Origin of the sequence: Halomonas sp. DP5N14-9 (assembly GCF_019802175.1) — a bacterium.
Taxonomy (GTDB): domain Bacteria; phylum Pseudomonadota; class Gammaproteobacteria; order Pseudomonadales; family Halomonadaceae; genus Halomonas; species Halomonas litopenaei.
Genome location: NZ_JAHVHR010000035.1, coordinates 183664 through 210412, shown reverse-complemented (window position 1 = coordinate 210412; position 26749 = coordinate 183664). Strand labels below are relative to the sequence as shown.

Annotated in this window: 18 protein-coding genes and 3 tRNA genes; 3 read left to right on the top strand and 18 right to left on the bottom strand. The window is 64.5% G+C overall.

Annotated features, from left to right (window positions below):
• Positions 1-6 precede the first annotated feature (6 nt).
• Both oadA and KUW00_RS20675 read right to left on the bottom strand, forming a co-directional pair.
• Positions 7-1818 (bottom strand): sodium-extruding oxaloacetate decarboxylase subunit alpha, encoded by a 1812-nt coding sequence (gene oadA / locus KUW00_RS20680; RefSeq protein WP_222570025.1) that lies wholly within the window; start codon positions 1816-1818, stop codon positions 7-9.
• Between the two features lie 72 nt (positions 1819-1890).
• The gene (locus tag KUW00_RS20675; RefSeq protein ID WP_045991122.1) at positions 1891-2139 is read right to left on the bottom strand and encodes an OadG family protein; all 249 of its coding nucleotides are present in this window, start codon (positions 2137-2139) and stop codon (positions 1891-1893) included.
• Between the two features lie 187 nt (positions 2140-2326).
• Between KUW00_RS20675 and KUW00_RS20670 the strand changes: the two genes are divergently transcribed.
• Positions 2327-3358 carry a tRNA dihydrouridine synthase gene (locus KUW00_RS20670; protein WP_222570024.1) on the top strand — a complete coding sequence of 344 codons (1032 nt, stop codon included), beginning with the start codon at positions 2327-2329 and terminating at the stop codon, positions 3356-3358.
• A 52-nt stretch (positions 3359-3410) separates the two neighbouring features.
• Here the strand turns inward: KUW00_RS20670 and KUW00_RS20665 are convergent, their stop codons facing one another.
• The 11 genes from KUW00_RS20665 to KUW00_RS20615 form a co-directional block, all read right to left on the bottom strand.
• Complete coding sequence (locus KUW00_RS20665; RefSeq protein WP_222570023.1) at positions 3411-4277, bottom strand: urea carboxylase-associated family protein; 867 nt, start codon at positions 4275-4277, stop codon at positions 3411-3413.
• A gap of 327 nt (positions 4278-4604) precedes the next feature.
• Positions 4605-4681: transfer RNA gene (locus KUW00_RS20660), tRNA-Arg, on the bottom strand.
• Positions 4682-4747: 66 nt separating this feature from the next.
• A tRNA-Arg gene (locus tag KUW00_RS20655) sits at positions 4748-4824 on the bottom strand.
• A gap of 83 nt (positions 4825-4907) precedes the next feature.
• Positions 4908-5000: transfer RNA gene (locus tag KUW00_RS20650), tRNA-Ser, on the bottom strand.
• An 85-nt stretch (positions 5001-5085) separates the two neighbouring features.
• Positions 5086-5280 carry a carbon storage regulator CsrA gene (gene csrA / locus KUW00_RS20645; protein WP_045991125.1) on the bottom strand — a complete coding sequence of 65 codons (195 nt, stop codon included), beginning with the start codon at positions 5278-5280 and terminating at the stop codon, positions 5086-5088.
• Positions 5281-5467: 187 nt separating this feature from the next.
• Positions 5468-6718 (bottom strand): aspartate kinase, encoded by a 1251-nt coding sequence (locus KUW00_RS20640; RefSeq protein ID WP_045991126.1) that lies wholly within the window; start codon positions 6716-6718, stop codon positions 5468-5470.
• Between the two features lie 113 nt (positions 6719-6831).
• The gene (gene alaS / locus KUW00_RS20635; protein ID WP_222570022.1) at positions 6832-9438 is read right to left on the bottom strand and encodes an alanine--tRNA ligase; all 2607 of its coding nucleotides are present in this window, start codon (positions 9436-9438) and stop codon (positions 6832-6834) included.
• A gap of 183 nt (positions 9439-9621) precedes the next feature.
• Complete coding sequence (locus KUW00_RS20630; protein ID WP_108132318.1) at positions 9622-10095, bottom strand: regulatory protein RecX; 474 nt, start codon at positions 10093-10095, stop codon at positions 9622-9624.
• A gap of 145 nt (positions 10096-10240) precedes the next feature.
• Entirely contained in the window at positions 10241-11311 is a 1071-nt protein-coding gene (recA, locus tag KUW00_RS20625; protein WP_045991129.1) for a recombinase RecA, read from the bottom strand.
• 294 nt (positions 11312-11605) lie between these two features.
• Positions 11606-12106, bottom strand: a complete 501-nt coding sequence (locus tag KUW00_RS20620) for a CinA family protein (protein ID WP_045991130.1) — start codon at positions 12104-12106, stop codon at positions 11606-11608.
• A gap of 190 nt (positions 12107-12296) precedes the next feature.
• Entirely contained in the window at positions 12297-12455 is a 159-nt protein-coding gene (locus KUW00_RS20615) for a YqaE/Pmp3 family membrane protein (RefSeq protein WP_045991131.1), read from the bottom strand.
• Between the two features lie 342 nt (positions 12456-12797).
• On the opposite strand from KUW00_RS20615, the gene mutS reads away from it, so the two are divergent.
• Together mutS and fdxA are read left to right on the top strand one after the other, a co-directional pair.
• Positions 12798-15398 (top strand): DNA mismatch repair protein MutS, encoded by a 2601-nt coding sequence (gene mutS / locus KUW00_RS20610; protein ID WP_409996307.1) that lies wholly within the window; start codon positions 12798-12800, stop codon positions 15396-15398.
• A 251-nt stretch (positions 15399-15649) separates the two neighbouring features.
• Positions 15650-15973, top strand: a complete 324-nt coding sequence (fdxA, locus tag KUW00_RS20605; protein WP_045991132.1) for a ferredoxin FdxA — start codon at positions 15650-15652, stop codon at positions 15971-15973.
• Positions 15974-16733: 760 nt separating this feature from the next.
• On the opposite strand, the gene eno is transcribed toward fdxA, so the two are convergent.
• The 5 genes from eno to gltB form a co-directional block, all read right to left on the bottom strand.
• Entirely contained in the window at positions 16734-18029 is a 1296-nt protein-coding gene (eno, locus tag KUW00_RS20600) for a phosphopyruvate hydratase (protein ID WP_108132316.1), read from the bottom strand.
• Positions 18030-18132: 103 nt separating this feature from the next.
• Positions 18133-18984, bottom strand: coding sequence for a 3-deoxy-8-phosphooctulonate synthase (gene kdsA, locus KUW00_RS20595; RefSeq protein ID WP_222570021.1), 852 nt, complete (start codon positions 18982-18984; stop codon positions 18133-18135).
• Positions 18985-18989: 5 nt separating this feature from the next.
• Positions 18990-20645, bottom strand: coding sequence for a CTP synthase (locus tag KUW00_RS20590; protein ID WP_045991135.1), 1656 nt, complete (start codon positions 20643-20645; stop codon positions 18990-18992).
• A gap of 175 nt (positions 20646-20820) precedes the next feature.
• Entirely contained in the window at positions 20821-22239 is a 1419-nt protein-coding gene (locus tag KUW00_RS20585) for an FAD-dependent oxidoreductase (RefSeq protein ID WP_045991136.1), read from the bottom strand.
• Between the two features lie 34 nt (positions 22240-22273).
• The gene (gene gltB / locus KUW00_RS20580; protein ID WP_222570020.1) at positions 22274-26719 is read right to left on the bottom strand and encodes a glutamate synthase large subunit; all 4446 of its coding nucleotides are present in this window, start codon (positions 26717-26719) and stop codon (positions 22274-22276) included.
• Between the last annotated feature and the right edge of the window lie 30 nt (positions 26720-26749).

Sequence of the window (26749 nt, the reverse complement as noted above, 5' to 3'; positions counted from 1 at the left end):
AGGTCCTTAAAGCACGATCAGGGTGTCGCCGACGGAGACGCTGTCGCCCTCGGCGACCTGGACGTCAGACACGGTGCCGGCAGCGGCAGCGCGGACCTCGGTCTCCATCTTCATCGCCTCGAGGATGACCACCACGTCGCCCTCGGCCACGCTGTCGCCGGGCTTGACGTTGACCTTGAAGATGTTGCCGGCCAGCGGTGCATCGATGGTCTCGCCGGAGGAAGCTGCCGGCGCCGCCGGTGCAGCGTCAGAAGAGCCAGCGGCGGGCGCTTCCTTGACCTGGGAAATGTCGCCACCCTCGGCGACCTCGACCACGTAGGCGGTGCCGTTGACCTTGACGGTGTAGGTCTCGGGTCCGGCGGTACCAGCCTTGGCCGCCGGCGCCTTGGCGGGCGCAGCGGGCGTCGCCGCCTCGACACTGGGCGCGGGTTCGAAGGCGTCGGGGTTGTCACGGTTCTTGAGGAACTTGAGCCCGATCTGCGGGAACAGTGCGTAGGTCAGAACGTCGTCTACCTGACGCTCGCCTTCGGCCAGACGGATGCCGTCATCCTTGGCCTTGGCGGCCAGCTCATCGGTCAACCGCGACATCTCGGGATCCAGCCGATCCGCAGGACGCTCGGTGATCGGCGAGGCACCGTCCAGCACCCGGCTCTGCAATTCGCTGTCGAAGTCCGCCGGCGCAGCGCCGTACTCGCCCTTGAGCAGCGCCTGCACCTCCTTGGAGATGGACTTGTAGCGCTCCCCCATCATCACGTTCATCACCGCCTGGGTGCCGACGATCTGGGAGGTGGGGGTCACCAGCGGAATAAAGCCGAGGTCTTCACGGACCCGAGGAATCTCCTTGAGCACCTCGTCGAGACGGTCACCGGCGCCCTGCTCCTTCAACTGGCCTTCCATGTTGGTGAGCATGCCGCCCGGCACCTGGGCCACCAGAATGCGCGAATCGATGCCCTTGAGCGAGCCCTCGAAAGCGGCGTACTTCTTGCGCACCTCACGGAAGTAGGCGGCGATATCTTCCAGGGCCTCCAGATCCAGGCCGGTATCGCGCTCGGTGTCCTTGAGCATCGCCACCAGCGATTCGGTGGGGCTGTGGCCGTAGGTCATCGACATCGAGGAGATGGCGGTATCGACGTTGTCGACGCCTGCCTCGGCGGCCTTGAGCGCGGTCGCCGACGAAAGCCCGGTAGTGGCGTGGCAGTGCAGATGGATGCGAATATTCAGCGCCGACTTGAGTTTGGTGACAAGCTCGAAGGCGTCATAGGGAGTCAGAAGCCCCGCCATGTCCTTGATCGCCAGGGAGTCGGCGCCCATGTCGGCGATGGACTTGGCCAATTCCACCCAGCTGTCCAGGGTGTGCACCGGGCTCTTGGTGTAGGAGATGGTACCCTGAGCATGGCCATCGTTGGCCTTGACCGCCTGGATCGCACGCTCGAGGTTACGTGGGTCGTTCATCGCATCGAACACGCGGAAGACATCGACCCCGTTGGTCTTGGCGCGCTCGACGAAGCGGTCGACCACGTCATCGGCATAGTGGCGATAGCCCAACAGGTTCTGGCCCCGCAGCAACATCTGCTGGGGCGTATTGGGCATGGCTTCCTTCAACGCCCGTATCCGCTCCCACGGATCTTCGCCGAGGTAGCGGATACAGGCGTCAAAGGTGGCGCCGCCCCAGGATTCCAGCGACCAGAAGCCGATCTTGTCGAGCTTCTCGGCGATGGGCAGCATGTCGTCGATACGCATGCGGGTGGCAAACAGAGACTGATGGGCGTCGCGTAGCACGACATCGGTGATGCCTAGCGGGCGTGCAGATTCGCTCATGGCTGGGTCCTTATCGTTATGAAGCGCTTTGTCGAAATTCACGGTCAGGGTCGTCGCCTGGTACGGACGACCTCAGCGACGCTGGCGGTAGCGGTGAACCGCGGCCGAGATCGCCGCCATCACCGCATCGTCCTGGCCCGGCGCGGCGGGTGCCGCCCCGCGCTTGGGCGCCTCGACCGGCACCGGTTCGGGAAAGTAGCGACCGATGACACGAGACATCAGCGTGGTGGTGATCACCAGCACCGTAAGAAAAACAAAAACAAAACCCATGCCGAGCGCCATCAGGCTGAGGCCCTCGTTGAGCAACTGAGTGTCTTGCATGCGGGATCCTCCGCGTTGTAGCGCCAAAGTTGCCTTGATCTTTCTGGATCATACGGCTTGCGCAAAAATTTTGATGCTATACCCTGCCACATCCCCGGCACAGCACCATGGTCTAAAGGTAGCAGTTTTGGTTGTTAAATTACTACATAAACAGGGGTTAGACGAAGGTCGCATCGGGCTCGCGCCCATGGAGGGCGTGATCGACGCCCACACCCGCGACCTGCTGACCCGTGACGCCGGCTTCGACTGGACGGTCACCGAGTTCGTACGGGTGGTGGACGCGCGCCTGCCGCCTCGAGTGTTCTACAAGCACTGCCCGGAACTGGCGACCGAGGGCGTCATCACCCCCAACCACATCCCGGTGCACCTGCAACTGCTCGGCTCCGACCCCGACGCCCTGGCCGCCAATGCCCGCCAGGCGCTACGCCTCGGCGCCATCAGCCTGGACTTGAACTTCGGCTGCCCAGCCAAGCTGGTCAACCGCCATGACGGCGGCGCCTCATTGTTGCGCGATCCGCGACGCCTGGAGCGTGCCGTGGACGCCGTCCACCGTGCCGTGGGCGACAGCATCCCGGTCACCGCCAAGGTCCGCCTGGGCTTCTCCGACCGCCGCCGGGCGCTGGACTGCGCCCTGGCCGCCGAGGCCGCCGGCGCCACCCAACTGGTGGTGCATGCCCGCACCCGGGACGAGGGCTATCGCCCGCCGGCCCATTGGGAGTGGATCGGCCGCATCAACCAGCGCCTGCGCATCCCGGTCGTCGCCAACGGCGACATCTGGACCCTCGAGGACTACTGGAAGGCACGCACCCTGTCCGGCTGTCGCGACGTCATGCTTGGCCGCGGCGCCCTGGCCGACCCGAAACTCGCCCCGCGCATCCGCCACTGGCAGCGCACCGGAGAGCGCCTGCCGGCCACGACATGGGCCGAGCGAGCCGGTATCCTGACGTCCTATGCTGCAATGCAGCGTACCACACTCCCGGCAAAAGTGGTGGTATCGCTACTAAAGCAGTGGATGAACCACATGAAGGCGCGCGACCGCGAGGCCGCCTCCCGCTTTCAGGCCCTGCGCCGCATCACCGATCTCGATGAATTCCTTGCGGGGCTCGGCGCCCAGCGCATCGAATCAGACGCAGCGCCAGAAACAGCACCTGACGCCACACTGCGCCAGAATCTCGCCTCACCCAAGCACCGAAGCGAGGCAGTCGCCGCCGTCCAATAGGGATAGGCAGGCCAACCTCCCCTCCCGGAGAGGAATCCGATCGGAGCAGCGCCTAGCTCTTGTCCTTGAGATCGGCCCAATCCACATCGGGATCACGTCGCCCGTGGGCGCCTGCATAGGCCGGAGACTCGGGCGGCTGCCACTGCGCCAGCCGCTCGGACTCGACCTCGAACACTTCCACCGCCAAGGGGTGGCAGGTGGACAGCGGATCCCTGGCGTCCGGCCCCCATAGATCCACCGACAGATCGCCACCGGGACAGCAGGACAGCGCGCACAACAGGTCGATCTCGGCAAACAGCTCAAGATAGTCCCCAGGCCGCGCCGGGCAAGCCTTCATGAAGTACTGGTCATCGTCGTTGAGCCCGGTGCACTGGAAGACATTGAGCACGTCATGCACGTCAAACTCGGTCAACCCCCAGGGCGCGACCGCCCTCACCAGGTTGGAATGGCAGTGAAAATCGAAGTCCTCGCCGGTCAACAGGCGATTGACGTAGGGATCACAGCGGGTTCCCAGCAGGTCATGCACGCGCCCGCCTTCGGTGTCCTCACCGTAGCCTGCCAGGGTGTCGTCGATGATGGTGGCCATGGGACGCAGAAAGGGCAGCGTCGACCACAGCCTGTCGTAGGTGCTGACATGAGCTCGCTGCAGCTGACGGGTGCGCGAGGCCCACATACGCTCGCGCGGGTCATGGCGGTGCCACATGTTGAAGTCACCGACCTGGGCGCCGTCGACGATGGCGATGCGAAAGACCTGCCCCGCCTTGACCTCCCATGCCAGCCCATCACGAATCGGTACCCGGTGACTGGCCACCCGCCGCCGACTCCCCGCCCGTTCGGTCAGGCCGTCATAGAAGGCGCGATCCACGTCGAGCACTGACCCCCTGGTCGCCTGATACGCCGCCGCCACCTTGCCGCCCATGCGCCACCCTCCCGATGCGTGAATGTCAGGCTTCAGCCTAGACCAGGCCAGGGGAGACAACGACCGACGCTCGACACAGCACCGTTCATAAAGAATCGACGCCGGTCAACCGGTCAGCCGGTCAGCCGGTCAGCCGGTCAGCCGGTCAGCCGGTCAGCCGGTCATCACGAAACTTGGCAGGAAACTTGGCAGGAAACAGCATAAAAAAAGGCGCCCATCTCGCGACAGGCGCCTAAACGATCGCAACCGGCAGTGATCGCCAGCCGGTCAGCACGAAACTGGACAGGAAACAGAAAACCCGCCCTCCGAAGAGAGCGGGTCTGAATCTGGCGCGCCCGGGAGGATTCGAACCTCCGACCACCTGATTCGTAGTCAGGTACTCTATCCAGCTGAGCTACGGGCGCGTAGGCAATGAAACTCATTGCTATGTCGTATTCCAGGAAACTATCGGAATGCAACCTGGGAGAAGATGGCGCGCCCGGGAGGATTCGAACCTCCGACCACCTGATTCGTAGTCAGGTACTCTATCCAGCTGAGCTACGGGCGCGTATCAATCTCTTGATGCACCAGGCATCCAACATGCCTGATCATCGGTACCCATGAAGCCGCTTCACGACATGCATCGTAAAATGGCGGAGAGGGAGGGATTCGAACCCTCGATGAGGCTATAAACCCCATACTCCCTTAGCAGGGGAGCGCCTTCAGCCACTCGGCCACCTCTCCCTCATCGGCACGGTGCGTATCCTACCGAGACGTAAGGCCTTTGTCCAGCCCGAGGCGAAAAAAGTTCTCCGCTCGGCCACCACCTTCACTCATCATCGGCAGCGCCATCGTCAGCCTTCTCGCGCTGGATGCGCTGGTAGATCTCTTCACGGTGGACGGCAACGTCCTTGGGCGCATTCACGCCGATACGCACTTGATTTCCCTTCACCCCCAGAACGGTGACGGTGATATCGTCCCCGATCATCAGGGTTTCGCCGACGCGGCGTGTCAGGATGAGCATGACTGATCTCCTTCTCAGACTTGTTACGTGAGTCGCTACGCCATCACGCTTCCGGACGACGTGCCCTCTTTCTTGGTGGCGAGCACTAGCGACTCATGACACCTGATTGTGCCGTTTAAGGGAAGCCCCCGGCCGAATTGGCAAGGGGACTCCTTAAAGCGTAGAAGGTGTGCGCCGCGCCGAGAAACTATTCGCTCTCGATATCGGCCTTGTCGAGACCAAATGCCTTGTGCAGCGCACGTACTGCCAATTCCATCTGCTTCTCGTCGATCACCACGGAGATCTTGATCTCCGAGGTCGAGACCATGCGGATGTTGATGTTTTCCTCGGACAGCACGCGGAACATCTTCGAGGCGACCCCGGCGTGTGAGCGCATACCCACCCCTACCAGAGACACCTTGGCGATATTATCGTCGCCACGCAACTCGCCACCGCCCAGATCGGGGATGACCTGCTGCTCGAGGATGCGCATGGTCTGCTTGTAGTCACCCTTGGCTACGGTGAAGGTGAAGTCGGTGTAGTCACCGGCCGGCGCCACGTTCTGCACGATCATGTCGATCTCGATGTTGGCGTCGGCGATCGGGCCCAGGATGCGCGAGGCCACGCCCGGCACGTCCGGCGTGTTGAGCAGGGTCAGCTTGGCTTCGTTGGCGGTGAAGGCGATGCCTGAGATCAGCGGTTCTTCCATGGAATCCTCGTCTTGTTCGGAGTCTGCAACGATCAGGGTGCCGGGGCCGTCCTCGAAACTGGACAGCACGCGCAGCGGAACATTGTACTTGCCGGCAAATTCGACGGCGCGAATCTGCAACACCTTGGAGCCGAGGCTGGCAAGCTCCAGCATCTCCTCCACGGTGATCGAATCCAGGCGCTGGGCCTTGGAGCAGACCCGCGGGTCGGTGGTGTAGACGCCGTCCACATCGGTGTAGATCTGGCACTCGTCGGCCTTGAGCGCGGCCGCCAGCGCCACACCGGTAGTGTCCGAGCCGCCACGACCCAGGGTGGTGATATTGCCTTCCTCATCGACCCCCTGGAAGCCGGCGACCACCACCACCTGGCCAGCGTCCAGGTCTTCACGCATCTCGTCGGTCTCGATGCGCTGGATACGCGCCTTGGTGTGGGCGCTGTCGGTCATGATGCCGACCTGAGAGCCGGTGTAGGACGTTGCCGGCACGTCCAGCTTGTGCAGCGCCATCGCCAGCAGCGAGATGGTCACCTGCTCGCCGGTGGACACCAGCATGTCCATCTCACGGGGGGTCGGCTCGTCGTTGATCTCGTTGGCCATCCCGATCAGGCGGTTGGTCTCGCCGCTCATGGCGGAGACCACCACCACGACCTGATGGCCCTGGTCGCGGAAGCCCTTGACCTTCTCGGCCACGGCCTTGATGCGCTCCACCGAGCCGACCGACGTCCCACCGAACTTCTGTACGTATAGTGCCATATGCCGTCTTCCTCGCTCGTTGGATTCAATGAATGAAACTGTTGTCTCTGCGAAGTTTTGTCAGGGCAGAAAAAAGGGCCGGGGACCCTCTCGAGCCCCCGACCCCAGAGGGATCACAATTTGGCGTCCACCCAGGCCGGGACGCTCTCCAGCGCCGCCGGCAGTGCATTGACGTCACTACCGCCGGCCTGGGCCATGTCGGCACGACCGCCGCCCTTGCCGCCGACCTGCCCGGCGACGTGATTGACAAGCTCCCCGGCCTTGACCCTGGCGGTCAGATCATCGGTCACCCCGGCGATCAGGCTGACCTTGCCGGCGGCCTCGTCGGCCACCCCCAGCACGATGATGCCGGAGCCCAGCTTGTTCTTGAGCTGGTCAAGCACGCCACGCAATTCCTTGCCCGACACGCCATCCAGGTGCGTCGCCAGTACCTTGACGCCTTTGACCTCGGTGGCGCTTGCCAGCATGTCGCTGCCGGCGGCGCTGGCGAGCTTGGCCTTGAGCCGCTCGAGCTCCTTCTCCAGGCCGCGATTACGCTCGACCAGGCTGTCGACGCGCTCCTCGAGCTGCTCGGGCTTGGCCTTGAGGCGTTCGGCTACACGCGCAAGGCGCGCCTCCTGTTCGCCGAAGTAGGCCAGCGCCCCCTCACCGGTGATCGCCTCGATCCGCCGCACGCCTGAGGCGATGCCGCTCTCGGCGACGATATGACAGCAGCCGATGTCGCCACTGCGGGCCACGTGGGTACCACCACACAGCTCGATGGAGAAGTCGTCGGCACCGATGGTCAGCACCCGCACGCTGTCGGCGTACTTGGCCTCGAACAGGGCAGCGGCGCCCTTCTCCTTGGCCTCATCGAGGGTCATGCTCTCGATCCGGGTCGGCGCATTGGCCAGCACCTGCTGGTTGACCAGGCGCTCCACTTCCTTGAGCTGTTCGGCGCTCATCGCCTCGAAGTGGCTGAAGTCGAAACGCAGGCGCTCAGGCGTCACCAGCGAGCCCTTCTGCTGGACATGATCGCCCAGCACAAGACGCAGGGCCTTGTGCAGCAGGTGGGTCGCCGAGTGGTTACGCACCGTCGCCGCACGCAGGCTCTCGTCCACCTGGGGCGTGACCTCGCTGCCGACCACCAGCTCACCTTCGAGCAACACCCCCTGATGCAGGTGATGCCCCGCCTGTTTCTGTGTGTCCTTGACCAGGAACCGTCCGCCCTCGACGTTCAGGTAGCCGGTATCACCGACCTGGCCACCGGACTCGCCGTAGAAGGGGGTGCGGTCCAGCACCACCACAGCGGGATGCTCAGGCGTCAGGCGCTCGAGCGCATTGCCTTCGCTGTCATAGAGCGCGACCACCCTGGCGCTGTCCTCGAGGCGGTCGTAGCCGGTGAACTCGGTCTGGCCCTCGAGCTCGATGGTGGCGCTGTACTCGGCGCCGAACTGGCTGGCCGCCCGGGCCCGCTCACGCTGCGCCTCGAGCTCCCGCTCGAAGCCTTCGGCATCGAGGGTGACGCCCCGCTCACGGCAGACATCGGCGGTGAGGTCATAGGGAAAGCCGTAGGTGTCGTAGAGCTTGAACACCGTCTCGCCCGGCAGGGTGTCACCGTCGAGCGCGGCCAGCGCCTGCTCCAGCAGGCCCATGCCATGATCCAGGGTGCGAGCGAACTGCTCTTCTTCCTTCAGCAACACGCGCTCGATCTGTGCGCGAGCCTGGCGCAGTTCCGGGTAGGCCTCGCCCATCTCGGCGTCCAGCGCCGCCACCAGGCGATGGAAGAAGGCTCCCTGGGCGCCCAGCTTGTGACCATGGCGGATTGCCCGGCGAATGATCCGCCTGAGCACGTAACCACGACCTTCGTTGGAAGGCAGCACGCCGTCCGCGATCAGGAAGGCACAGGAACGGATATGGTCGGCGATCACGCGCAGCGACGGCGCCTCCAGGTCGCTCGCACCGGTCGCCTCGGCGGCGGCCTTGAGCAGATTCTGGAACAGGTCGATCTCGTAGTTGGAGTGGACCCCCTGCATGACCGCGGCGATGCGCTCCAGCCCCATGCCGGTATCGATGGACGGCTTGGGCAGCGGCTTCATCTCGCCGCTGGCGTCGCGATCGAACTGCATGAACACCAGGTTCCAGATCTCGATGTAGCGATCACCGTCTTCCTCCGGACTGCCGGGAGGGCCGCCCCACACCTCGGCGCCATGATCGTAGAAGATCTCGGAGCTGGGACCGCAAGGGCCGGTGTCGCCCATCTGCCAGAAGTTGTCTTCGTCCAGCTTGGAGAAGCGCTCGGGATCGATACCGATCTCGTCTTTCCAGATGCGTTCGGCCTCATCATCACTGACGTGGACGGTGACCCACAGCTTCTCCTTGGGCAGTCCCAGCACCTCGGTCAGGAAGGTCCAGGCAAAGCCGATGGCGTCGCGCTTGAAGTAGTCGCCGAAGCTGAAGTTGCCCAGCATCTCGAAGAAGGTGTGATGACGCGCGGTGTAACCGACGTTGTCCAGATCGTTGTGCTTGCCACCGGCGCGCACGCAGCGCTGGGAGGAGGTAGCCCGCACATAGTCCCTGGGGTCACGCCCGAGAAAGACGTCCTTGAACGGCACCATGCCGGCGTTGGTGAACAACAGCGTCGGATCGTTGCCCGGCACCAGCGAACTGGACGGCACGCGGGTATGACCCTGTTCTTCGAAGAACCTCAGAAAGGCCTGTCTGATATCTGCGCTTTTCATGAAATATCCGTGGCGATGAGCGATAGAGCGCGTCGAACCGGCCCACTGCCGTGGCACGCCGGAGCATCCGAGCATGAAACCGCGACCCGGGGCTGTCGCAAAAGGGGACATTATAGCGTAGTTGTCAAGCGACTAAAGTGGGTCGTGCAAAACCGCATCCGAGAAGGCCCGTCTGGCGGCGGTTCAATCATCGCCGAGGGCCCGTATCGCCTCGCGCACCTGGTCGAAGTCGAAACCGCGCCCGGCCAGAAAGCGTTCACGTCGAGCACGTTCCCTGGCATCCGCTGGCAGCTCTCGGCCGAAGCGCCGCTCCAGCGCTTCGCTGGCCAGTCGATACCAGTCGACGGACTCCTCGCGCTCCAGTTCCGCCAGCGCCTCCCTGGCCAGCGCTCGATCGACGCCCCTCTGGCCCAGTTCCGCCAGCATCTTCACCGGCCCCTGCCCACGCATCAACCGACCGCGCAGAAAGCTCTCGGCGAAGCGCCGGTCGCTCTGCAGGCCTTGATCGGCAAGCGCTTCCAGGGCCTGCTCAATGTCCTCGAGGGCGTGCCCCTTGGCCAGCAATCGCCCTCGCAGCTCTTCACGGCCGTATTCGCGTCGAGCGAGCAGATCGATGGCGTGCTCGCGTGGGGACATCTGGCTGGCAGCCTTGTGCATGTCATCTCCTGTTGGCACGGGACGGCGAGCACCGACGGCGCGAGCCCCCTTTCACAAACGCCTCGGGCCCCTGTCGAGGGGCCCGAGGAAAGTCGTACGTTGCGACGTCACAGGCCGGCGTGCCGGCCTGCCGCGAGTCGACCTGCTACAGCAGATCGTCGCCAAGGTCGTCGCCAGCGGGCGCCGCGGCTTCCGCTTCCTTCTCGCTCTTCTTCGGCTCCGGCTGGGTCAGCAGCTGGGCACGAATCTGGGACTCGATCTCTTCCATGATGGCCGGGTTGTCCTCGAGGAACTGGGCGGCGTTGGCCTTGCCCTGGCCGATCTTGTTGCCCTGGTAGCTGTACCAGGCGCCGGCCTTGTCCACCAGCTTGCACTGAACGCCAAGGTCCACCACCTCGCCGGCGTGGTAAATGCCCTTGCCGTAGAGGATCTGGAATTCGGCCTGACGGAAGGGCGGCGCCACCTTGTTCTTGACCACCTTGACCCGGGTCTCGTTGCCGGTGACCTCGTCGCCCTGCTTGACCGAGCCGGTACGACGGATATCCAGACGCACGCTCGAGTAGAACTTCAGGGCGTTACCGCCGGTGGTGGTCTCGGGGCTACCGAACATCACCCCGATCTTCATGCGGATCTGGTTGATGAACACCACCATGCAGTTGGCGTTCTTGATATTGCCGGTGATCTTGCGCAGCGCCTGGGACATCAGTCGGGCCTGCAGGCCGACGTGGGAGTCGCCCATCTCGCCTTCGATCTCGGCTCTGGGCGTCAGCGCCGCCACCGAGTCGATGATGATCACGTCGACGCCACCGGAACGCACCAGCATGTCGCAGATTTCCAGCGCCTGCTCACCGGTATCCGGCTGCGACACCAGCAGATCATCCAGATTGACGCCAAGCTTCTCGGCGTAGCTGGGATCGAGGGCATGCTCGGCGTCGATAAAGGCGCAGGTCTTGCCGTCCTTCTGGGCCTGGGCGATCACCGACAGTGTCAGGGTGGTCTTGCCCGAGGACTCTGGACCAAAGATCTCCACCACTCGACCATAGGGCAGACCGCCGATGCCAAGTGCGATATCGAGACCCAACGAGCCGGTGGATACCGACGGCATCACCACCCTGGGAGCGTCTCCCAGACGCATCACCGTACCCTTGCCGAACTGGCGATCGATCTGGGAAAGGGCGGCGTCCAGCGCCTTGCTGCGGTTCTGATCCTGCGCCATTACGGAGCTCCTGTAGACAATGGATCGGGGTCGAGCGCCTTGCCCGAGTCCCCATCGGGCCCTGCGCCGGACCCTGGCAATTACTGTATGACTGAACAGTAGTATGACGAAATTTGCGGACGACGACCAGCCCTTCGAGGTAACGAATCGAGCGCATAGGGCAAATCAATAGTGGATGAGGGGTTGATCGCTGCACCGCCACAGCCGCGGGGCCGGAACGCTTGCGCCCCACGCCCGGCACACGGCGCTGGACGCTACGCCCACGGGCACATCAAGGGGCATCACCGGCAAGGCTCAGGTCAGGCTCTCGAGCCGCCTGATCAGGCCTTCGAGCGCATGGACCACGGCGGCCTGGCGAACCTCATCGCGACCGCCGGCAAAGCGCTGCCGATCGGCCTCGAGCCGCCCGTCGACGGCGAAGGCAAACCACACCGTACCGACAGGCTTTTCAGCGCTGCCGCCATCCGGACCGGCGACGCCACTGACCGAGACGCCAAGTCGGGCACCACTGTCGCGACAAGCGCCCTCTACCATCGCCTCCACCACCGGCTGACTGACGGCGCCATGGGCGTCCAGGGTCTCGCCGGGCACCCCCAGCAGCCGCTGCTTGGCGGCGTTGGAGTAGGTCACGTAGCCGGTCTCGAAGTAGCGTGAACTGCCGGCGATATCGGTAATGGCAGCGGCCACGCCGCCACCGGTACAGGACTCGGCGGCGGTCACCGAGACCCCACGCTCGACACACAACTCACCCAGCCGAATCGCCAGGCGACGAACACGATCGTCTGCATTTGTCATCGCAGGCCCGTCTCTTGTGGTGAAAACAGGGTGTCACGATACGACATCACGACAACAATGACAGGCTCGTCGTCGCCTCGGAAACGTCTTGCCACGACAACCGCGACAACAAGCCGACAGGTACAGCGCCCACCAACGCATCGCGGCGACCGAGGTCGCCGCGACAGTGATACCCGTCATCCAGGCAGGTTCAGCGCTTGGCAATGATCCAGATGGCGTGAACGATACCGGGAATATAGCCCAGCAGGGTCAGCAGGATATTGAGCCAGAAGTGCAGACCAAAGCCCACCTGCAGGAAGACGCCCAGCGGGGGCAGCAGGATCGCGAGAATAATGCGTACAACGTCCATATGACAGCTCCTTTGAATAGTCCGTAAAGACAGTTCCTTGTAGGCGACTCCTTGAGAGAGTCCCGCAAGGGAAGAGAGTTCCTTGAAAATCGCTCCGCACTCACCAGAAAAGGCGTCGACCGATCACCCACAAGGGTAGACGGACACCCTCTGGCCCCACAAATGCTGCATCGTGGATACATCATGCTGACACGCCTGGCCCCCGGGAAGAAAGCCCGAGACGGATCTCGGCACAGCGGTACAGGCGCGCCCTGCGCCCATGCTATCCTTGACGCCTTTCGCCAGCGTCCCTCGCGATGCCGGCCCGCCGCCGACGACTCATCAACATCGCTTCGAGATCCCATGAACGACATGGCCAAGCCCAGCGCCCCCAGCCATACGCCGATGATGACCCAGTACCTGCGGATCAAGCGCGAGCACCCCGAGGTGCTGCTGTTCTACCGCATGGGGGACTTCTACGAGCTGTTCTACGAGGACGCCAAGCGCGCCGCCGCGGCCCTCGACATTACCCTGACCCAGCGCGGGCAGTCCGCCGGCAAGCCGATTCCCATGGCCGGCATTCCCTATCATAGCGCCGAGGGCTACCTGGCACGCCTGGTCAGCGCCGGCGAGTCGGTGGCGATCTGTGAACAGATCGGCGACCCGGCCACCTCCAAGGGACCGGTGGAGCGCAAGGTGGTGCGTATCGTCACCCCCGGCACCCTCCACGACGAAGCCCTGCTCGACGCCCGCCGCGATAACCTGCTGGTGGCGATCGCGCCCCAGGGCGAGCGCATCGGCCTGGCCTGGCTCGAGGTCTCCAGCGGCCGCTTCAGCGTGCTCGAGGTGGAAAGCGAGGCAGAGATGCTGTCGGAGCTGACCCGCCTGGACCCGGCGGAGCTGCTGGTACCGGAAAGTACCGAGCTGCCGCCGGCGCTTGGCGAACGCCGGGGCCTGCGGCGTCAGAGCGACTGGCTGTTCGACCACGAGAGCGCCCATCGGGTGCTGTGTGACCAGTTCGGCGTGCAGGACCTCAAGGGGTTCGGCTGCGCCCACCTGCACGCGGCGATCATCGCCGCCGGGCTACTGGTGGACTACGCCAGAGACACCCAGCGCAGCGCCCTGCCCCATGTCACCGCCATCGGCGTCGAGAGTCGCGACGACACCGTGGTCATCGACGCTGCCAGCCGGCGCAACCTGGAGATCGACACCAACCTTGGCGGGGGCGGCGACAACACCCTGGCCAGCGTGCTCGACACCACCACCACCGCCATGGGCTCACGCCTGCTCAAGCGCTGGCTCAATCGACCGCTGCGTGATCGCGAGCAGGTCATGGGGCGCCAGGCGGCCATCAGCCTGCTGCTCGACCATGACGGCCATGAGCCGCTGCGCGACGACCTCAAGGCGATCGGTGACGTCGAACGCATTCTGGCCCGGGTGGCCCTCAACAGTGCCCGCCCGCGGGACCTGGCACGGCTGCGCGACGCCCTCAACGCCCTGCCGGCACTCGAGGCGAGCCTTGCCGGCTACGCCGACGGCACCACGCTCGACGGCCTGCGCCAGCACATTCGCCCCTTCCCGGAGCTGGCCGAACTGCTGACCCGAGCCCTGGTCGACAATCCTCCCGTGGTGATCCGCGACGGCGGCGTCATCGCCGAAGGCTTCGACGACGAGCTCGACGAGCACCGGGGCCTGGCCGAACACGCCGGCGACTACCTGGTGAAGCTCGAGACCCGCGAACGCTCGCGCACCGGGCTTGCCGGGCTCAAGGTCGGCTACAACAGGGTTCACGGCTACTACATCGAGATCCCCCGTGCCCAGGCCAAGGAGGCCCCGGCCGACTATATTCGCCGCCAGACGCTGAAGAACGCCGAACGCTTCATCATCCCGGAGCTCAAGGAGTTCGAGGACAAGGCGCTGTCGGCCAAGTCCCGCGCCCTGGCCAGGGAAAAACTGCTGTACGACAGCCTGCTCGACAGCCTCAACGCCGAACTTGCCAGGCTCCAGGCGACGGCCAGGGCGCTGGCCGCACTCGACGTACTGTGCACCCTGGCGGAGCGTGCCCGGGCGCTGGACTTTGTCCGCCCGACGCTGTCAGAGACCCCAGGCTTCGATATCCGCGGTGGTCGCCATCCGGTGGTCGAACAGGTCAGCGACGGCCCCTTCGTGCCCAACGACCTGCGCATGGATGACGATCGCCGCATGCTGGTGATCACCGGCCCCAACATGGGCGGCAAGTCGACCTACATGCGCCAGGCGGCCCTGATCACCCTGCTCGCCCACAGCGGCAGCTTTGTGCCCGCCGACAGCGCCACCATCGGCCCGGTGGATCGCATCTTCACCCGCATCGGCTCCAGCGATGACCTGGCCGGCGGGCGCTCCACCTTCATGGTGGAGATGACCGAAACCGCCAATATCCTGCACAACGCCACCGACCACAGCCTGGTGCTGATGGACGAGATCGGCCGGGGCACCAGCACCTTCGACGGCCTGTCACTGGCCTGGGCCAGCGCCGAACACCTGACCCGTACCCGCGCCTTTACCCTGTTCGCCACCCACTACTTCGAGATGACGGCGCTGGCCACAGAGGCGCCGGCGGTGACCAACGTCCACCTGACCGCCGCCGAACACAATGATGGCATCGTCTTCATGCACCGGGTCGAGGACGGCCCCGCGAGCCAGAGCTATGGCCTGCAGGTGGCCCAGTTGGCCGGTGTGCCCCAGACCGTCATCGCCGAGGCACGGACCAAGCTTGCCGCCCTGGAGCAGCAGGAGATCGATCATGGCCGCAGGAGCGCTGATCCGGATGGCGGAAGCCGACACCACCAGTCCGCCCCCCAGCAGGCGGACCTGTTCGCCAGCGCCCCCCACCCTCTGGTGGAAGAACTCGGCGGCCTGGCGGTCGACGACCTCAGTCCACGCCAGGCACTGGAACTGCTGTACCGCTGGAAGTCGGCACTGTGAGGCCCTTGTGAGGCATACTCTTGCCCGATAGCGGCGCGAGGACTAGAATGTGGCACCCAAGGACCGTAGATTATAAAAAGCCATTTCTATATAACATTAAGGCTTAAGACGCGCCGGCATGTTACGCCGGACGCGAAGGTTGCATGGCCTGCATGGGCGCCACGCCGCACGCACGTCACCAACGACCCGGGCGAAAGCCACCACTGTACAGAGAGGCCGGCAAGGCGCTGGCCCGAGGAAGGGAGACTGGCATGACATTCGTCGTCACCGAAAACTGCATCAAGTGCAAGTACACCGACTGTGTCGAGGTCTGCCCGGTGGACTGCTTCTACGAAGGCCCCAATTTCCTGGTGATTCACCCCGACGAATGCATCGACTGCGCCCTGTGCGAGCCGGAATGCCCGGCTGAGGCGATCTACTCGGAGGATGAACTGCCCGAGGGCCAGGAACAGTTCCTGGAGATCAATACCGAGCTGGCGGAGGTGTGGCCCAACATCACCGAGAAGAAGGATCCGCCGGAAGACGCCGAGCAGTGGGACGGCAAGCCGGGCAAGCTGGAAAAGCTCGAGCGCTGAGCTTAGCCGCCAGGCAGTACCTGAACAAACGCGACAGCCGCCTTATCCGGGCGGCTGTCGCGTTTGTGTAACGGCAATCTTGAAGGAGGGTGTCCGGCCCACTCGCCCCCGGACAAGCAGCGACCGGCGCGGATTTCTGCCCGACATCGGCGCGGGAAGGACGTGGCGCAATGGCCTTTCGAAGCAGGTGCCCGACAGGCAGGCATAAAAAAAGGCGGCCCGTAGGCCGCCCGCTCCAAGCGTTTCCTTGGGCGGCTCCCTCCGCCCTACTCCCTGAGCGCCCTCCGTGCCCAGAAGCGACTTCCTGTCGCACCAGGCGCGCTCTTGACTCCTGAACGCATCCCGAAAACACCTACCTGAACCGAAGAGTGGCAAGTCCGGCCCATCCGGGTGTCAACCACCGAGGACATCCATGCCCCTTCACTGCCGACGTCGACTCCACCTCCTTGCGGAAACGATGCCGAAACAATGAAGTTTCCGTGGGACAGACGGGCGACTTGCCGCCGCGAAGCCTGACCTCTCGATTCGTGTGGCCATTCTGTCAGTTTCTGGGGTCATCACAAGCACCCTACTTTTCTCACCCATGACGCAGACCGAGAGGGCCTTGCGGAAAAAACATCGAAAAATCAAGGCGATAAAAAAGGCCCGCAACACGGTTGCGAGCCTTTTCGGCGCCAAAATAGTCAATGTCTTACAAGAACTGTAGTCAATCTCTTACAAGACGCGTCGACACTAGCACCATCGGCGCCTTGCCAAGGGCCTACGCCTGCCCCTTGATGGCGGAGCGGCCCGGATAGCTCGCACGCTCACCCAGCTCCTGCTCGATGACCAGCAGACGGTTGTACTTGGCCACACGATCACTGCGGCACAGAGAGCCGGTCTTGATCTGACCGGCACAGGTGCCCACGGCCAGGTCGGCGATGGTGGTGTCCTCGGTCTCACCGCTGCGGTGGGAGATGACCGCCGTGAAGCCGGCGTCCTGAGCCATGCGAATGGCATCGAGGGTCTCGGACAGGGAACCGATCTGATTGAACTTGATCAGGATGGAGTTGCCGATGGACTCGTCGATGCCGCGCTTGAGGATACGGGTGTTGGTCACGAACAGGTCGTCACCCACCAGCTGCACGCGATCGCCGAGCTTGGCGGTCAGCGACTTCCAGCCGTCCCAGTCGGACTCGTCCAGACCATCCTCGATGGACACGATCGGGTACTCGTCGCTGAGGCCCACCAGGTAGTCACCGAAGCCCTCGGCGTCGAAGCTCTTGTCCTCGCCGGCCAGCAGGTACTGCCCGTCCTTGTAGAACTCGCTGGCGGCGCAGTCCAGCGCCAGGGTGACGTCCTTGCCCAGCGCGTAGCCGGCGTCTTCGACGGCCTGCTTGATGACCGCCAGCGCCTCGGCGTTGGAGGCCAGGTTGGGGGCGAAGCCGCCCTCGTCACCGACGGCGGTGGCCAGACCACGCGCCGACAGCACCTTCTTCAGCGCATGGAAGATCTCGGCGCCGACGCGCAGCCCTTCGCGGAAGCTCGGCGCGCCGACCGGCTGGACCATGAACTCCTGGATGTCGACGTTGTTGTCGGCGTGCTCGCCCCCGTTGAGGATGTTCATCATCGGCACCGGCATCAGGTACTTGCCCGGCTGGCCGTAGAGCTCGGCGATGTGCGCGTAGAGCGGCACGCCCTTGGCGTTGGCGGCGGCCTTGGCCGCGGCCAGGGAGACCGCCAGGATGGCATTGGCGCCCAGGTTTTCCTTGTTGTCGGTGCCGTCGAGCTCGAGCATGGCATCATCCAGCCCGCGCTGATCGCGTGCGTCCATACCCAGCAGACGCTCACGGATCTTGCCGTTGGCCGCGTCCACCGCCTTCAGCACGCCCTTGCCCAGGTAGCGACTCTTGTCACCATCACGCAGCTCCAGCGCCTCGCGAGAGCCGGTGGAGGCGCCGCTCGGTGCGCAGGCGACACCGATCGCGCCGCTTTCCAGGCGGACTTCCGCCTGCACGGTGGGGTTGCCGCGAGAGTCCAGCACCTCGAGGGCACGAATATCGACGATCTTGGTCATCTTGAGGATCCTTGTGGGTGAAAAACTCGTGTCAGCGTTGTCGATCCGCCCGGGTGACACCATAGGCCCCAGGGCCAGAACACACGATCCAACGGAGGTAGCGTCAGCGTATCTCGATCGACGGTAGTTTTTTTACTACGTCATCCAGCGCCTTGATCTGCGACAGGAAAGGCTCGAGCTTATCAAGCGGGAGTGCACAGGGGCCGTCGCATTTTGCTGAATCGGGATCGGGGTGGGCTTCCAGGAACAACCCGGCGATGCCCACCGCCACCCCGGCCCTGGCCAGGTCCAGCACCTGGGCGCGGCGGCCATCGGCGCTATCACTGCGCCCGCCCGGACGCTGCAGCGAGTGGGTCACGTCGAACAGCAGCGGGAAGCCGGTGTCCTTCATCTCGCCGAAGCCGAGCATATCCACCACCAGGTTGTTGTAGCCGAAGCTCGAGCCACGCTCGCACAGCAGCAGCCGCTCGTTGCCGGCTTCCTGGAACTTGGTGATGATGTGGCGCATCTCGTGGGGGGCCAGGAACTGCGGTTTCTTGATGTTGACCACCGCACCGGTCTCGGCCATCGCCACCACCAGGTCGGTCTGGCGAGCCAGAAACGCCGGCAGCTGGATGACATCGGCCACCTCGGCCGCCGGCGCCGCCTGGTGCGGTTCGTGGACATCGGTGATCACCGGCACCCCGAAGCGCGACTTGACCTCATCGAGGATCGCGAGCCCCTTGTCGAGGCCGGGACCGCGGTAAGAATGCACCGAGCTGCGGTTAGCCTTGTCGAAGCTGGCCTTGAACACATAGGGGATGTCGAGCTTGCCGGTCACCTGGACGTAGGCCTCGGCGACCTCGAGGGCCAGCTCACGAGATTCGAGCACGTTCATCCCTGCAAACAGCACCAGAGGCAATGAATTGCCGGCCCTCAGGCCGGCAAATTCGATGGTACGCTGGGCGTCTGACATGGCGATCACTCCTGATGCGCGGACTGGGCGCGGGTGCGCTTGGCCTTGTGACCCAGGGCCGCGTTGACGAAGCCGGTGAACAGCGGATGGCCATCACGCGGCGTCGAGGTGAACTCCGGGTGGAACTGACAGGCCACGTACCAAGGGTGGTCCGGCAGCTCGACCATTTCCACCAGGGAGTTGTCGACGCTGCGTCCGGAGACCACCAGACCTGCCTTCTCCAGGTCCTCGATGAACTGGTTGTTGACCTCGAAGCGATGACGATGACGCTCGACGATGATGTCGTCACCGTAGGCCTCGCGGGCCTTGGACCCCTTGGCCAGACGGCACTCCTGGCCACCCAGACGCATGGTGCCGCCCAGATCGGAGGCCTCGTCGCGCACCTCGATCTTGCCCTCGGGATTGAGCCATTCGGTGATCAGGCCCACCACCGGGTGCTGGGTGTCGTGGGTGAACTCGGTGGAGTCGGCATCGTTCCAGCCGGCCACATGGCGCGCGTACTCGATCACCGCCACCTGCATGCCCAGACAGATGCCCAGGTAGGGAATGTCGTTCTCGCGGGCGAAACGCGCGGTGGCAATCTTGCCTTCCACACCGCGCTCACCGAAGCCGCCGGGCACCAGGATGGCGTCCTTGCCGGCCAGCCGGTCGGTGCCGTGACGCTCGATGTCCTCGGAGTCGATGTAGTCGACGTTGACCTTCACGCGGGTCTGGATGCCGGCGTGGATCAGCGCCTCGTTCAGCGACTTGTAGGCGTCCAAGAGCTCCATGTACTTGCCGACCATGGCGATGTTCACCGACTTGAGCGGGTTGAGCTTGGCGTCGAGCACCTTGACCCACTCGCTGAGGTCGGCCTCGTCGGCCTCGAGGCGCAGCTTGTCGCAGACGATGTCATCGAGCCCATGCTCGTGCAGCATCAGCGGAATCCGATAGATGGTGTCGGCGTCCTGCAGCGGTACCACCGCACGCTCTTCCACGTTGGTGAACAGCGCGATCTTGCGACGCTCGGTCTCTTCCAGCTCGACCTCGCTGCGGCAGATCAGGATATCCGGCTGGATACCGATGGAGCGCAGCTCCTTGACCGAGTGCTGAGTCGGCTTGGTCTTGGTCTCGCCGGCGGTCTGGATGTAGGGCACCAGCGTCAGGTGCATGAAGATGGCGTTGCTGGCGCCCTTCTCGCTGCGAATCTGGCGGATGGATTCGAGGAACGGCAGCGACTCGATGTCACCCACGGTGCCACCGATCTCTACCAGTGCCACGTCGAAGCCTTCGCCACCTTCGTAGACACGACGCTTGATCTCGTCGGTGATGTGCGGGATGACCTGTACCGTGCCGCCCAGGTAGTCGCCACGACGCTCCTTGCGCAGCACGTGCTCGTAGACCCGGCCAGTGGTGAAGTTGTTGGACTGGGTCATCTTGGTGCGGATGAAGCGCTCATAGTGGCCCAGGTCCAGGTCGGTCTCGGCGCCATCCTCGGTGACGAACACCTCGCCGTGCTGGAAGGGACTCATGGTGCCCGGATCCACGTTGATGTACGGGTCGAGCTTGAGCATGGTGACCTTGAGGCCGCGAGCCTCGAGAATCGCCGCCAGCGAGGCCGACGCAATGCCCTTGCCAAGAGAGGACACAACGCCGCCGGTCACGAAGATATATCGTGTCATGGAGAACCTGTCGAAACGTGATCGGTAGGCCCGGCAGGAAGCCGCGCCAGGATGGGACGACAGACTAGCAGATATCGACTAACGGCTCAATTTGCACAACAGGAAGTCATCCTGGAGAAACCGCCCCGCCCCTCCGCCATGGTTCTCACAGCGGGGGACGGGGCTCGGCAGAGCCTCAGATGTCGAGGTAGTCGAGGATGCCCTCACCGGCCTGGCGACCTTCGTAGACCGCGGTCACCACCAGATCGGAGCCGCGCACCATATCGCCACCGGCAAAGATCTTCTCGTTGGTGGTCTGGAAGGCGAAGCTGCCATGCTCAGGCGCCTTGACCCGGCCACGCTCGTCGACCTCGATGCCCACCGACTCGAACCAGGGCGCCGGGCTCGGCTGGAAGCCGAAGGCGATGACCACGGCGTCGGCGGGGATGATCTCCTCGGAGCCCGGCACCACCTCGGGACGGCGACGGCCGTTCTCGTCGGCTTCGCCCAGGCGGGTCCGCACCACCTTGACGCCTTCGACCCGCTCTTCACCGACCACCGCCACCGGCTGACGATTGAACAGGAAGTCCACGCCCTCCTCACGGGCGTTGGCCACCTCACGCCGGGAGCCCGGCATGTTCTCTTCGTCACGGCGGTAGGCGCAGGTCACCTCGCGGGCGCCCTGGCGAATGGCGGTACGGTTGCAGTCCATGGCGGTATCGCCACCGCCCAGCACCACTACACGCTGACCTTCCAGCGAGACGAAGTCCTCGGGGTTCTTCTCGAAGCCCAGGCGGTGGTTGACGTTGGCGATCAGGTAGTCGAGCGCCTTGTGCACCCCGGGCAGGTCCTCGCCGGGGAAGCCACCTTCCATATAGGTATAGGTGCCCATGCCGAGGAACACGGCGTCGTACTTCGCCAACAGGTCCTCGAAGGCGACGTCCTTGCCCACCTCGACGTTGAGGCGGAACTCCACGCCCATCTCCTCGAACACCGCACGACGACGTTCCATTACCGTCTTCTCGAGCTTGAACTCAGGAATGCCGAAGGTCAGAAGGCCGCCGATCTCGGCGTACTTGTCGAAGACCACCGGCTTGACGCCGTTGCGCACCAGGATGTCGGCGCAGCCGAGGCCAGCGGGCCCCGCGCCGATGATCGCGACCTTCCTGTCGGTCCAGGTCACCTGGCTCATGTCCGGGCGCCAGCCCATGGCGAAGGCGGTGTCGGTGATGTACTTCTCCACCGAGCCGATGGTCACCGCGCCAAAGCCGTCATTGAGGGTGCAGTCACCCTCGCACAGGCGGTCCTGGGGGCACACCCGGCCACACACTTCGGGCAGCGAGTTGGTGCGATGCGACATCTCCGCCGCCTCGAGGATGTTGCCCTCGCTGACCAGCTGCAGCCAGTTGGGAATGTAGTTGTGGACCGGACACTTCCACTCGCAGTAGGGATTACCGCAATGCAGGCAGCGATGCGCCTGGCTGGCCGCCTCCATGGGCTTGAACGGCTCGTAGATCTCGGCGAACTGGCGGGCGCGGGTGCGCGCCGCCTTCTTCTGCGGATCCTGACGACCGACGTCGATGAACTGAAAGTCGTTGTTCAAACGGTTTGCCATGATGTTCTCCTGCCTTGTTCGGGACGCCGTCGGGTTATTCGGGCTGACGCGTGGACTGGGCCAAGAGGCCATTCAGGCTCGCCGCCTTGGGCTTCACCAGCCAGAAGTGGCGGATAAAGTCGCTGAAGTCCTCGAGGATCGCCTGACCGCGCAATGATCCGGTCTCGGCCACATACTCCTCGATGGTTTCCCTGAGGTGTCTCCGATAGGCCTCCATGGCCTCGGTGTTGACCCGATGGATCTCCACCAGTTCGTGGTTGTAACGGTCGACGAAGCAGCGATCCTCGTCGAGCACGTAGGCGAAGCCGCCGGTCATGCCCGCACCGAAGTTGACGCCGGTCTCGCCGAGCACGCAGACGATGCCACCGGTCATGTACTCGCAGCAGTGATCGCCCGAGCCTTCGATGACCGCGTGGGCGCCGGAGTTGCGCACGCCGAAGCGCTCGCCGGCGGTACCCGCGGCAAACAGCTTGCCGCCGGTGGCGCCGTACAGGCAGGTGTTGCCGATGATCGCCGTCTTGTGGCTCTCGAACTGACTATTCTTCGGCGGGGTAATGACGATCTTGCCGCCGTTCATGCCCTTGCCGACGTAGTCGTTGGCGTCACCTTCCAGGTACAGATTGAGTCCGCGGGCGTTCCACACCCCGAAGCTCTGACCGGCGACACCGGTGAAGCGCGCGGTCACCGGCGCGTCGTCAAGACCCGCCTCGCCGTAACGCTTGGCGATGGCGCCGGAAGTCAGCGCACCCACCGAACGATCACAGTTGGTGATGGTGAAGGACACGTCGGCCCCGCCCTTGGACTCGATGGCGTCCTTGAGCGCCTCCAGCACCTCGAGGTTCTTGGCGCCAGGGTCATGCGGCACGTTACGGCTGACCTGGCAGTACTGCGGGGCATCTGCCGGCACATGGTCGTTGGCCAGCAACGGCGTCAGGTCAAGCTTGTGCTGCGAAGGCGTCAGCCCCTCGAACACCTCGAGCAGGTCGGTGCGCCCGATCAGGTCGGTGAGCTTGCGCACACCCACCAGCGCCATCAGTTCGCGCACTTCCTCGGCGATGAAGCGGAAGTAGTGCTTGACCATGTCGACGGTGCCACGGAAGTGCTCGTCGCGCAGGTACTGCATCTGGGTGGCGACACCGGTGGCGCAGTTGTTGAGGTGGCAGATACGCAGGTACTTGCAGCCCAGCGCCACCATCGGTGCGGTACCGAAGCCGAAGCTCTCGGCGCCAAGAATGGCTGCCTTGATCACGTCCAGGCCGGTCTTCAGGCCGCCGTCAGTCTGCAGCCGGATCTTGTCGCGCAGGCCGTTGATGCGTAACGCCTGATGCACCTCCGGCAGGCCCAGCTCCCAGGGTGAACCGGCGTGCTTGATCGAGGTCAGCGGGCTCGCCGCGGTACCGCCGTCGTAGCCGGACACCGTGATCAGGTCGGCGTAGGCCTTGGCCACGCCGGTGGCGATGGTGCCGATGCCGGGCTCGGAGACCAGCTTGACCGACACCTGGGCGTCGGGATTGACCTGCTTGAGGTCAAAGATCAGCTGGGCCAGATCCTCGATGGAGTAGATGTCGTGGTGCGGCGGCGGCGAGATCAGGGTCACCCCCGGCACCGAATAACGCAGCCGGGCGATCAACTCGTTGACCTTGCCACCGGGAAGCTGGCCACCCTCGCCGGGCTTGGCGCCCTGGGCCACCTTGATCTGCAGCACCTCGGCGTTGACCAGGTAGGCCGGGGTGACACCGAAGCGCCCGGAGGCGATCTGCTTGATCTTGGAGCTTCTGATGGTGCCGTAACGCGACGGATCCTCACCACCCTCACCGGAGTTGGAGCGCCCACCGGCCTCGTTCATGGCCTGGGCCAGGGCCTCGTGGGCCTCCGGCGACAGCGCACCCAGCGACATGCCGGCGCTGTCGAAGCGTGGCAGCAGGTCCTCGACCGGTTCGACTTCCTCGAGCGGCAACGCCTCGGCGGCGGGCTTCAGCTTCAGCAGGTCACGGATGGTGGCGGGCGCGCGATCATTGACCAGCTGCGCAAACTTTTTCCACTTGGCGTAGTCGCCCTCCTGCACCGCCTCCTGCAACGCCTTGACCACATCGGGGTTGTAGGCATGGTACTCGTGACCATGGACGTACTTCATCAGGCCGCCCTGGGAGATGCCCTTGCGCGGCTTCCAGGCGTCCTTGGCCAGCGCCACCTGAGTCAGCTGAATCTCGTTGAAGCCGGTGCCCTCGATGCGCGAGGCCATGCCGGTGAAGCAAAGATCCATCACCTCGGAGGACAGACCCACCGCCTCGAACAGCTGCGAACCACGGTAGGAGGCCAGGGTCGAGATACCCATCTTGGAGAGGATCTTGAACAACCCCTTCTGCAGGCCCTTGCGGTAGTTCTCGCGGGCGTCCGCCGGATTGCCGGACAGCTCGCCAGTGCGGTGCATGTCGGCCATCACCTGATAGGCCAGCCACGGATAGACCGCGGTGGCGCCCACCCCGAACAGCACCGCCATCTGGTGGGCGTCACGGGCGTAGCCGGTCTCGACGATCAGGTTGACCCGCGGGCGCAGGGCCTTGCGACCGAGTTCGTTGTGGATCGCGCCCACCGCCAGCGCCGGATGGATCGGCACCTGCCCCTGGGGCAGGTCGGCGTCGGACAGCACCAGGATCACCTTGTTCTCGTGAACCGCCGCCTCGGCCTCGCGACACAGCTCGAGCAGCGCCGCCTTGAGCCCTGTCTGCTCCGGGTCATAGCCCAGCGACAGACGCTGGCTGGCAAAGGCCGGGTCGTCCTGGCCGACCAGAGCAGTGAACTTGCGCGGCGACAGGATCGGGGTCGTCAGCACGATACGGTGGGCGTGCTCCGGGGTCGCCTTGAACACGTTGCGCTCGGCACCGATGCAGGTCTCCAGCGACATCACGATGGCTTCGCGCAGCGGATCGATGGCCGGGTTGGTGACCTGGGCGAACTTCTGACGGAAGTAGTCCGACAGCATCCGGTGCTTGCCGGAGAGCACCGCCATGGGGGTGTCGTCACCCATGGAGCCCACCGCTTCCTGGCCGCTCTCGCCCAGCGGACGCAGCACCTGGTCACGCTCCTCGAAGCTGACCTGGAACATCTTCTGCTGCACCTGAAGGGTGTCGGAGTCCATGTTCTTGAAGGCGGCGAGCTCGGTCAGCGCGGACTCCAGGAACTGAGCCTCCTGCTTGAGCCAGCGCTTGTAGGGATAGGCCGACTTCAGCCGCTCGTCGATGTCGCTGGTGTGCAGCACTTCGCCGGTCTCGGTGTCCACGGCGAGGACCTGACCGGGGCCGACACGGCCCTTGGCCACCACGTCCTCGGGCTTGTAGTCGTAGGTACCGATCTCGGAGGCCAGGGTGATGAAGCCGTTGCGGGTGATCACCCAGCGCGCCGGGCGCAGGCCGTTGCGGTCGAGCATGCACAGGGCCTGACGACCATCGGTCATGACCACACCGGCGGGACCATCCCAGGGCTCCACGTGCATGGAGTTGTACTCATAGAAGGCACGCAGGTCGCCGTCCATGATCTCCACGTTCTGCCAGGCCGGCGGCACCATCATGCGCACCGCCCGATGCAGCTCCATGCCGCCGGTCAGCAGCACCTCGAGCATGTTGTCCATGCTCGAGGAGTCGGAACCGGTGGTATTGACGATCTGGTCGAGGCTGGCGATGTCGGGCAGCCGCTCGGAGACGAAGTTCTCCTTGCGCGAGTTGGCCCAGCCACGGTTGGCCTCGATGGTGTTGATCTCGCCGTTGTGGGCCAGCAGGCGGAACGGCTGAGCCAGCGGCCAGCGCGGCGCGGTGTTGGTGGAGAAACGCTGGTGGAACACGCAGATGGCGGTTTCCAGGCGCTCGTCACCCAGGTCCTGATAGAAGGCCGGCAGATCCACCGGCATCACCAGTCCCTTGTAGGAGACGACGTCGCTGGACAGCGAGCTGACGTAGAAGTCCGGCTCGTCGATCAGCGCCTGCTCGACCAGTCGGCGGGCCATGAACAGCGAGACGTCAAAGGCTTCCTCGGCGTCACCGGGCTCGACGAACAGTTGACGGATACGCGGCAGGCACTCCAGCGCCATCGGGCCGCACACGCTGGGGTCCACCGGCACCTCGCGCCAGCCGAGCACCTTGACACCACGCTCTGTCAGGCTCGCCTCGAGCACCTGGCGGGCGCGCTCCTCACGCTGGTCGTCGTCGGGCAGGAAGATCACGCCCACGGCATAGCTGTCGCCCAGTTCGATACCCAGGCTTTCCTTGGCGGCGTGGCGCATGAAGCCGTCGGGCATCTTCAACAGCAGGCCACAGCCGTCACCGGTCTTGCCGTCGGCAGCGATACCGCCACGGTGGGTCATGCAGGTCAGTGATTCGATGGCAGTACTGAGCAGTTCATGGCTAGCCTGCCCTTCCATGTGGGCGATCAGGCCAAACCCGCAGTTGTCACGGAACTCGCCGGGCTGGTGAAGACCTCTGTTCATGGGCGCGCCTCAGGTGAAAGGGTTGTAGTC

Coding starts and splice junctions, on each gene's coding strand:
- oadA (WP_222570025.1), bottom strand. CDS start 1,818: ATGAGCGAATCTGCACGCCCGCTAGGCATCACCGATGTCGTGCTACGC.
- KUW00_RS20675 (WP_045991122.1), bottom strand. CDS start 2,139: ATGCAAGACACTCAGTTGCTCAACGAGGGCCTCAGCCTGATGGCGCTC.
- KUW00_RS20670 (WP_222570024.1), top strand. CDS start 2,327: ATGGAGGGCGTGATCGACGCCCACACCCGCGACCTGCTGACCCGTGAC.
- KUW00_RS20665 (WP_222570023.1), bottom strand. CDS start 4,277: ATGGGCGGCAAGGTGGCGGCGGCGTATCAGGCGACCAGGGGGTCAGTG.
- csrA (WP_045991125.1), bottom strand. CDS start 5,280: ATGCTCATCCTGACACGCCGCGTCGGCGAAACCCTGATGATCGGGGAC.
- KUW00_RS20640 (WP_045991126.1), bottom strand. CDS start 6,718: ATGGCACTATACGTACAGAAGTTCGGTGGGACGTCGGTCGGCTCGGTG.
- alaS (WP_222570022.1), bottom strand. CDS start 9,438: ATGAAAAGCGCAGATATCAGACAGGCCTTTCTGAGGTTCTTCGAAGAA.
- KUW00_RS20630 (WP_108132318.1), bottom strand. CDS start 10,095: ATGCACAAGGCTGCCAGCCAGATGTCCCCACGCGAGCACGCCATCGAT.
- recA (WP_045991129.1), bottom strand. CDS start 11,311: ATGGCGCAGGATCAGAACCGCAGCAAGGCGCTGGACGCCGCCCTTTCC.
- KUW00_RS20620 (WP_045991130.1), bottom strand. CDS start 12,106: ATGACAAATGCAGACGATCGTGTTCGTCGCCTGGCGATTCGGCTGGGT.
- KUW00_RS20615 (WP_045991131.1), bottom strand. CDS start 12,455: ATGGACGTTGTACGCATTATTCTCGCGATCCTGCTGCCCCCGCTGGGC.
- mutS (WP_409996307.1), top strand. CDS start 12,798: ATGAACGACATGGCCAAGCCCAGCGCCCCCAGCCATACGCCGATGATG.
- fdxA (WP_045991132.1), top strand. CDS start 15,650: ATGACATTCGTCGTCACCGAAAACTGCATCAAGTGCAAGTACACCGAC.
- eno (WP_108132316.1), bottom strand. CDS start 18,029: ATGACCAAGATCGTCGATATTCGTGCCCTCGAGGTGCTGGACTCTCGC.
- kdsA (WP_222570021.1), bottom strand. CDS start 18,984: ATGTCAGACGCCCAGCGTACCATCGAATTTGCCGGCCTGAGGGCCGGC.
- KUW00_RS20590 (WP_045991135.1), bottom strand. CDS start 20,645: ATGACACGATATATCTTCGTGACCGGCGGCGTTGTGTCCTCTCTTGGC.
- KUW00_RS20585 (WP_045991136.1), bottom strand. CDS start 22,239: ATGGCAAACCGTTTGAACAACGACTTTCAGTTCATCGACGTCGGTCGT.
- gltB (WP_222570020.1), bottom strand. CDS start 26,719: ATGAACAGAGGTCTTCACCAGCCCGGCGAGTTCCGTGACAACTGCGGG.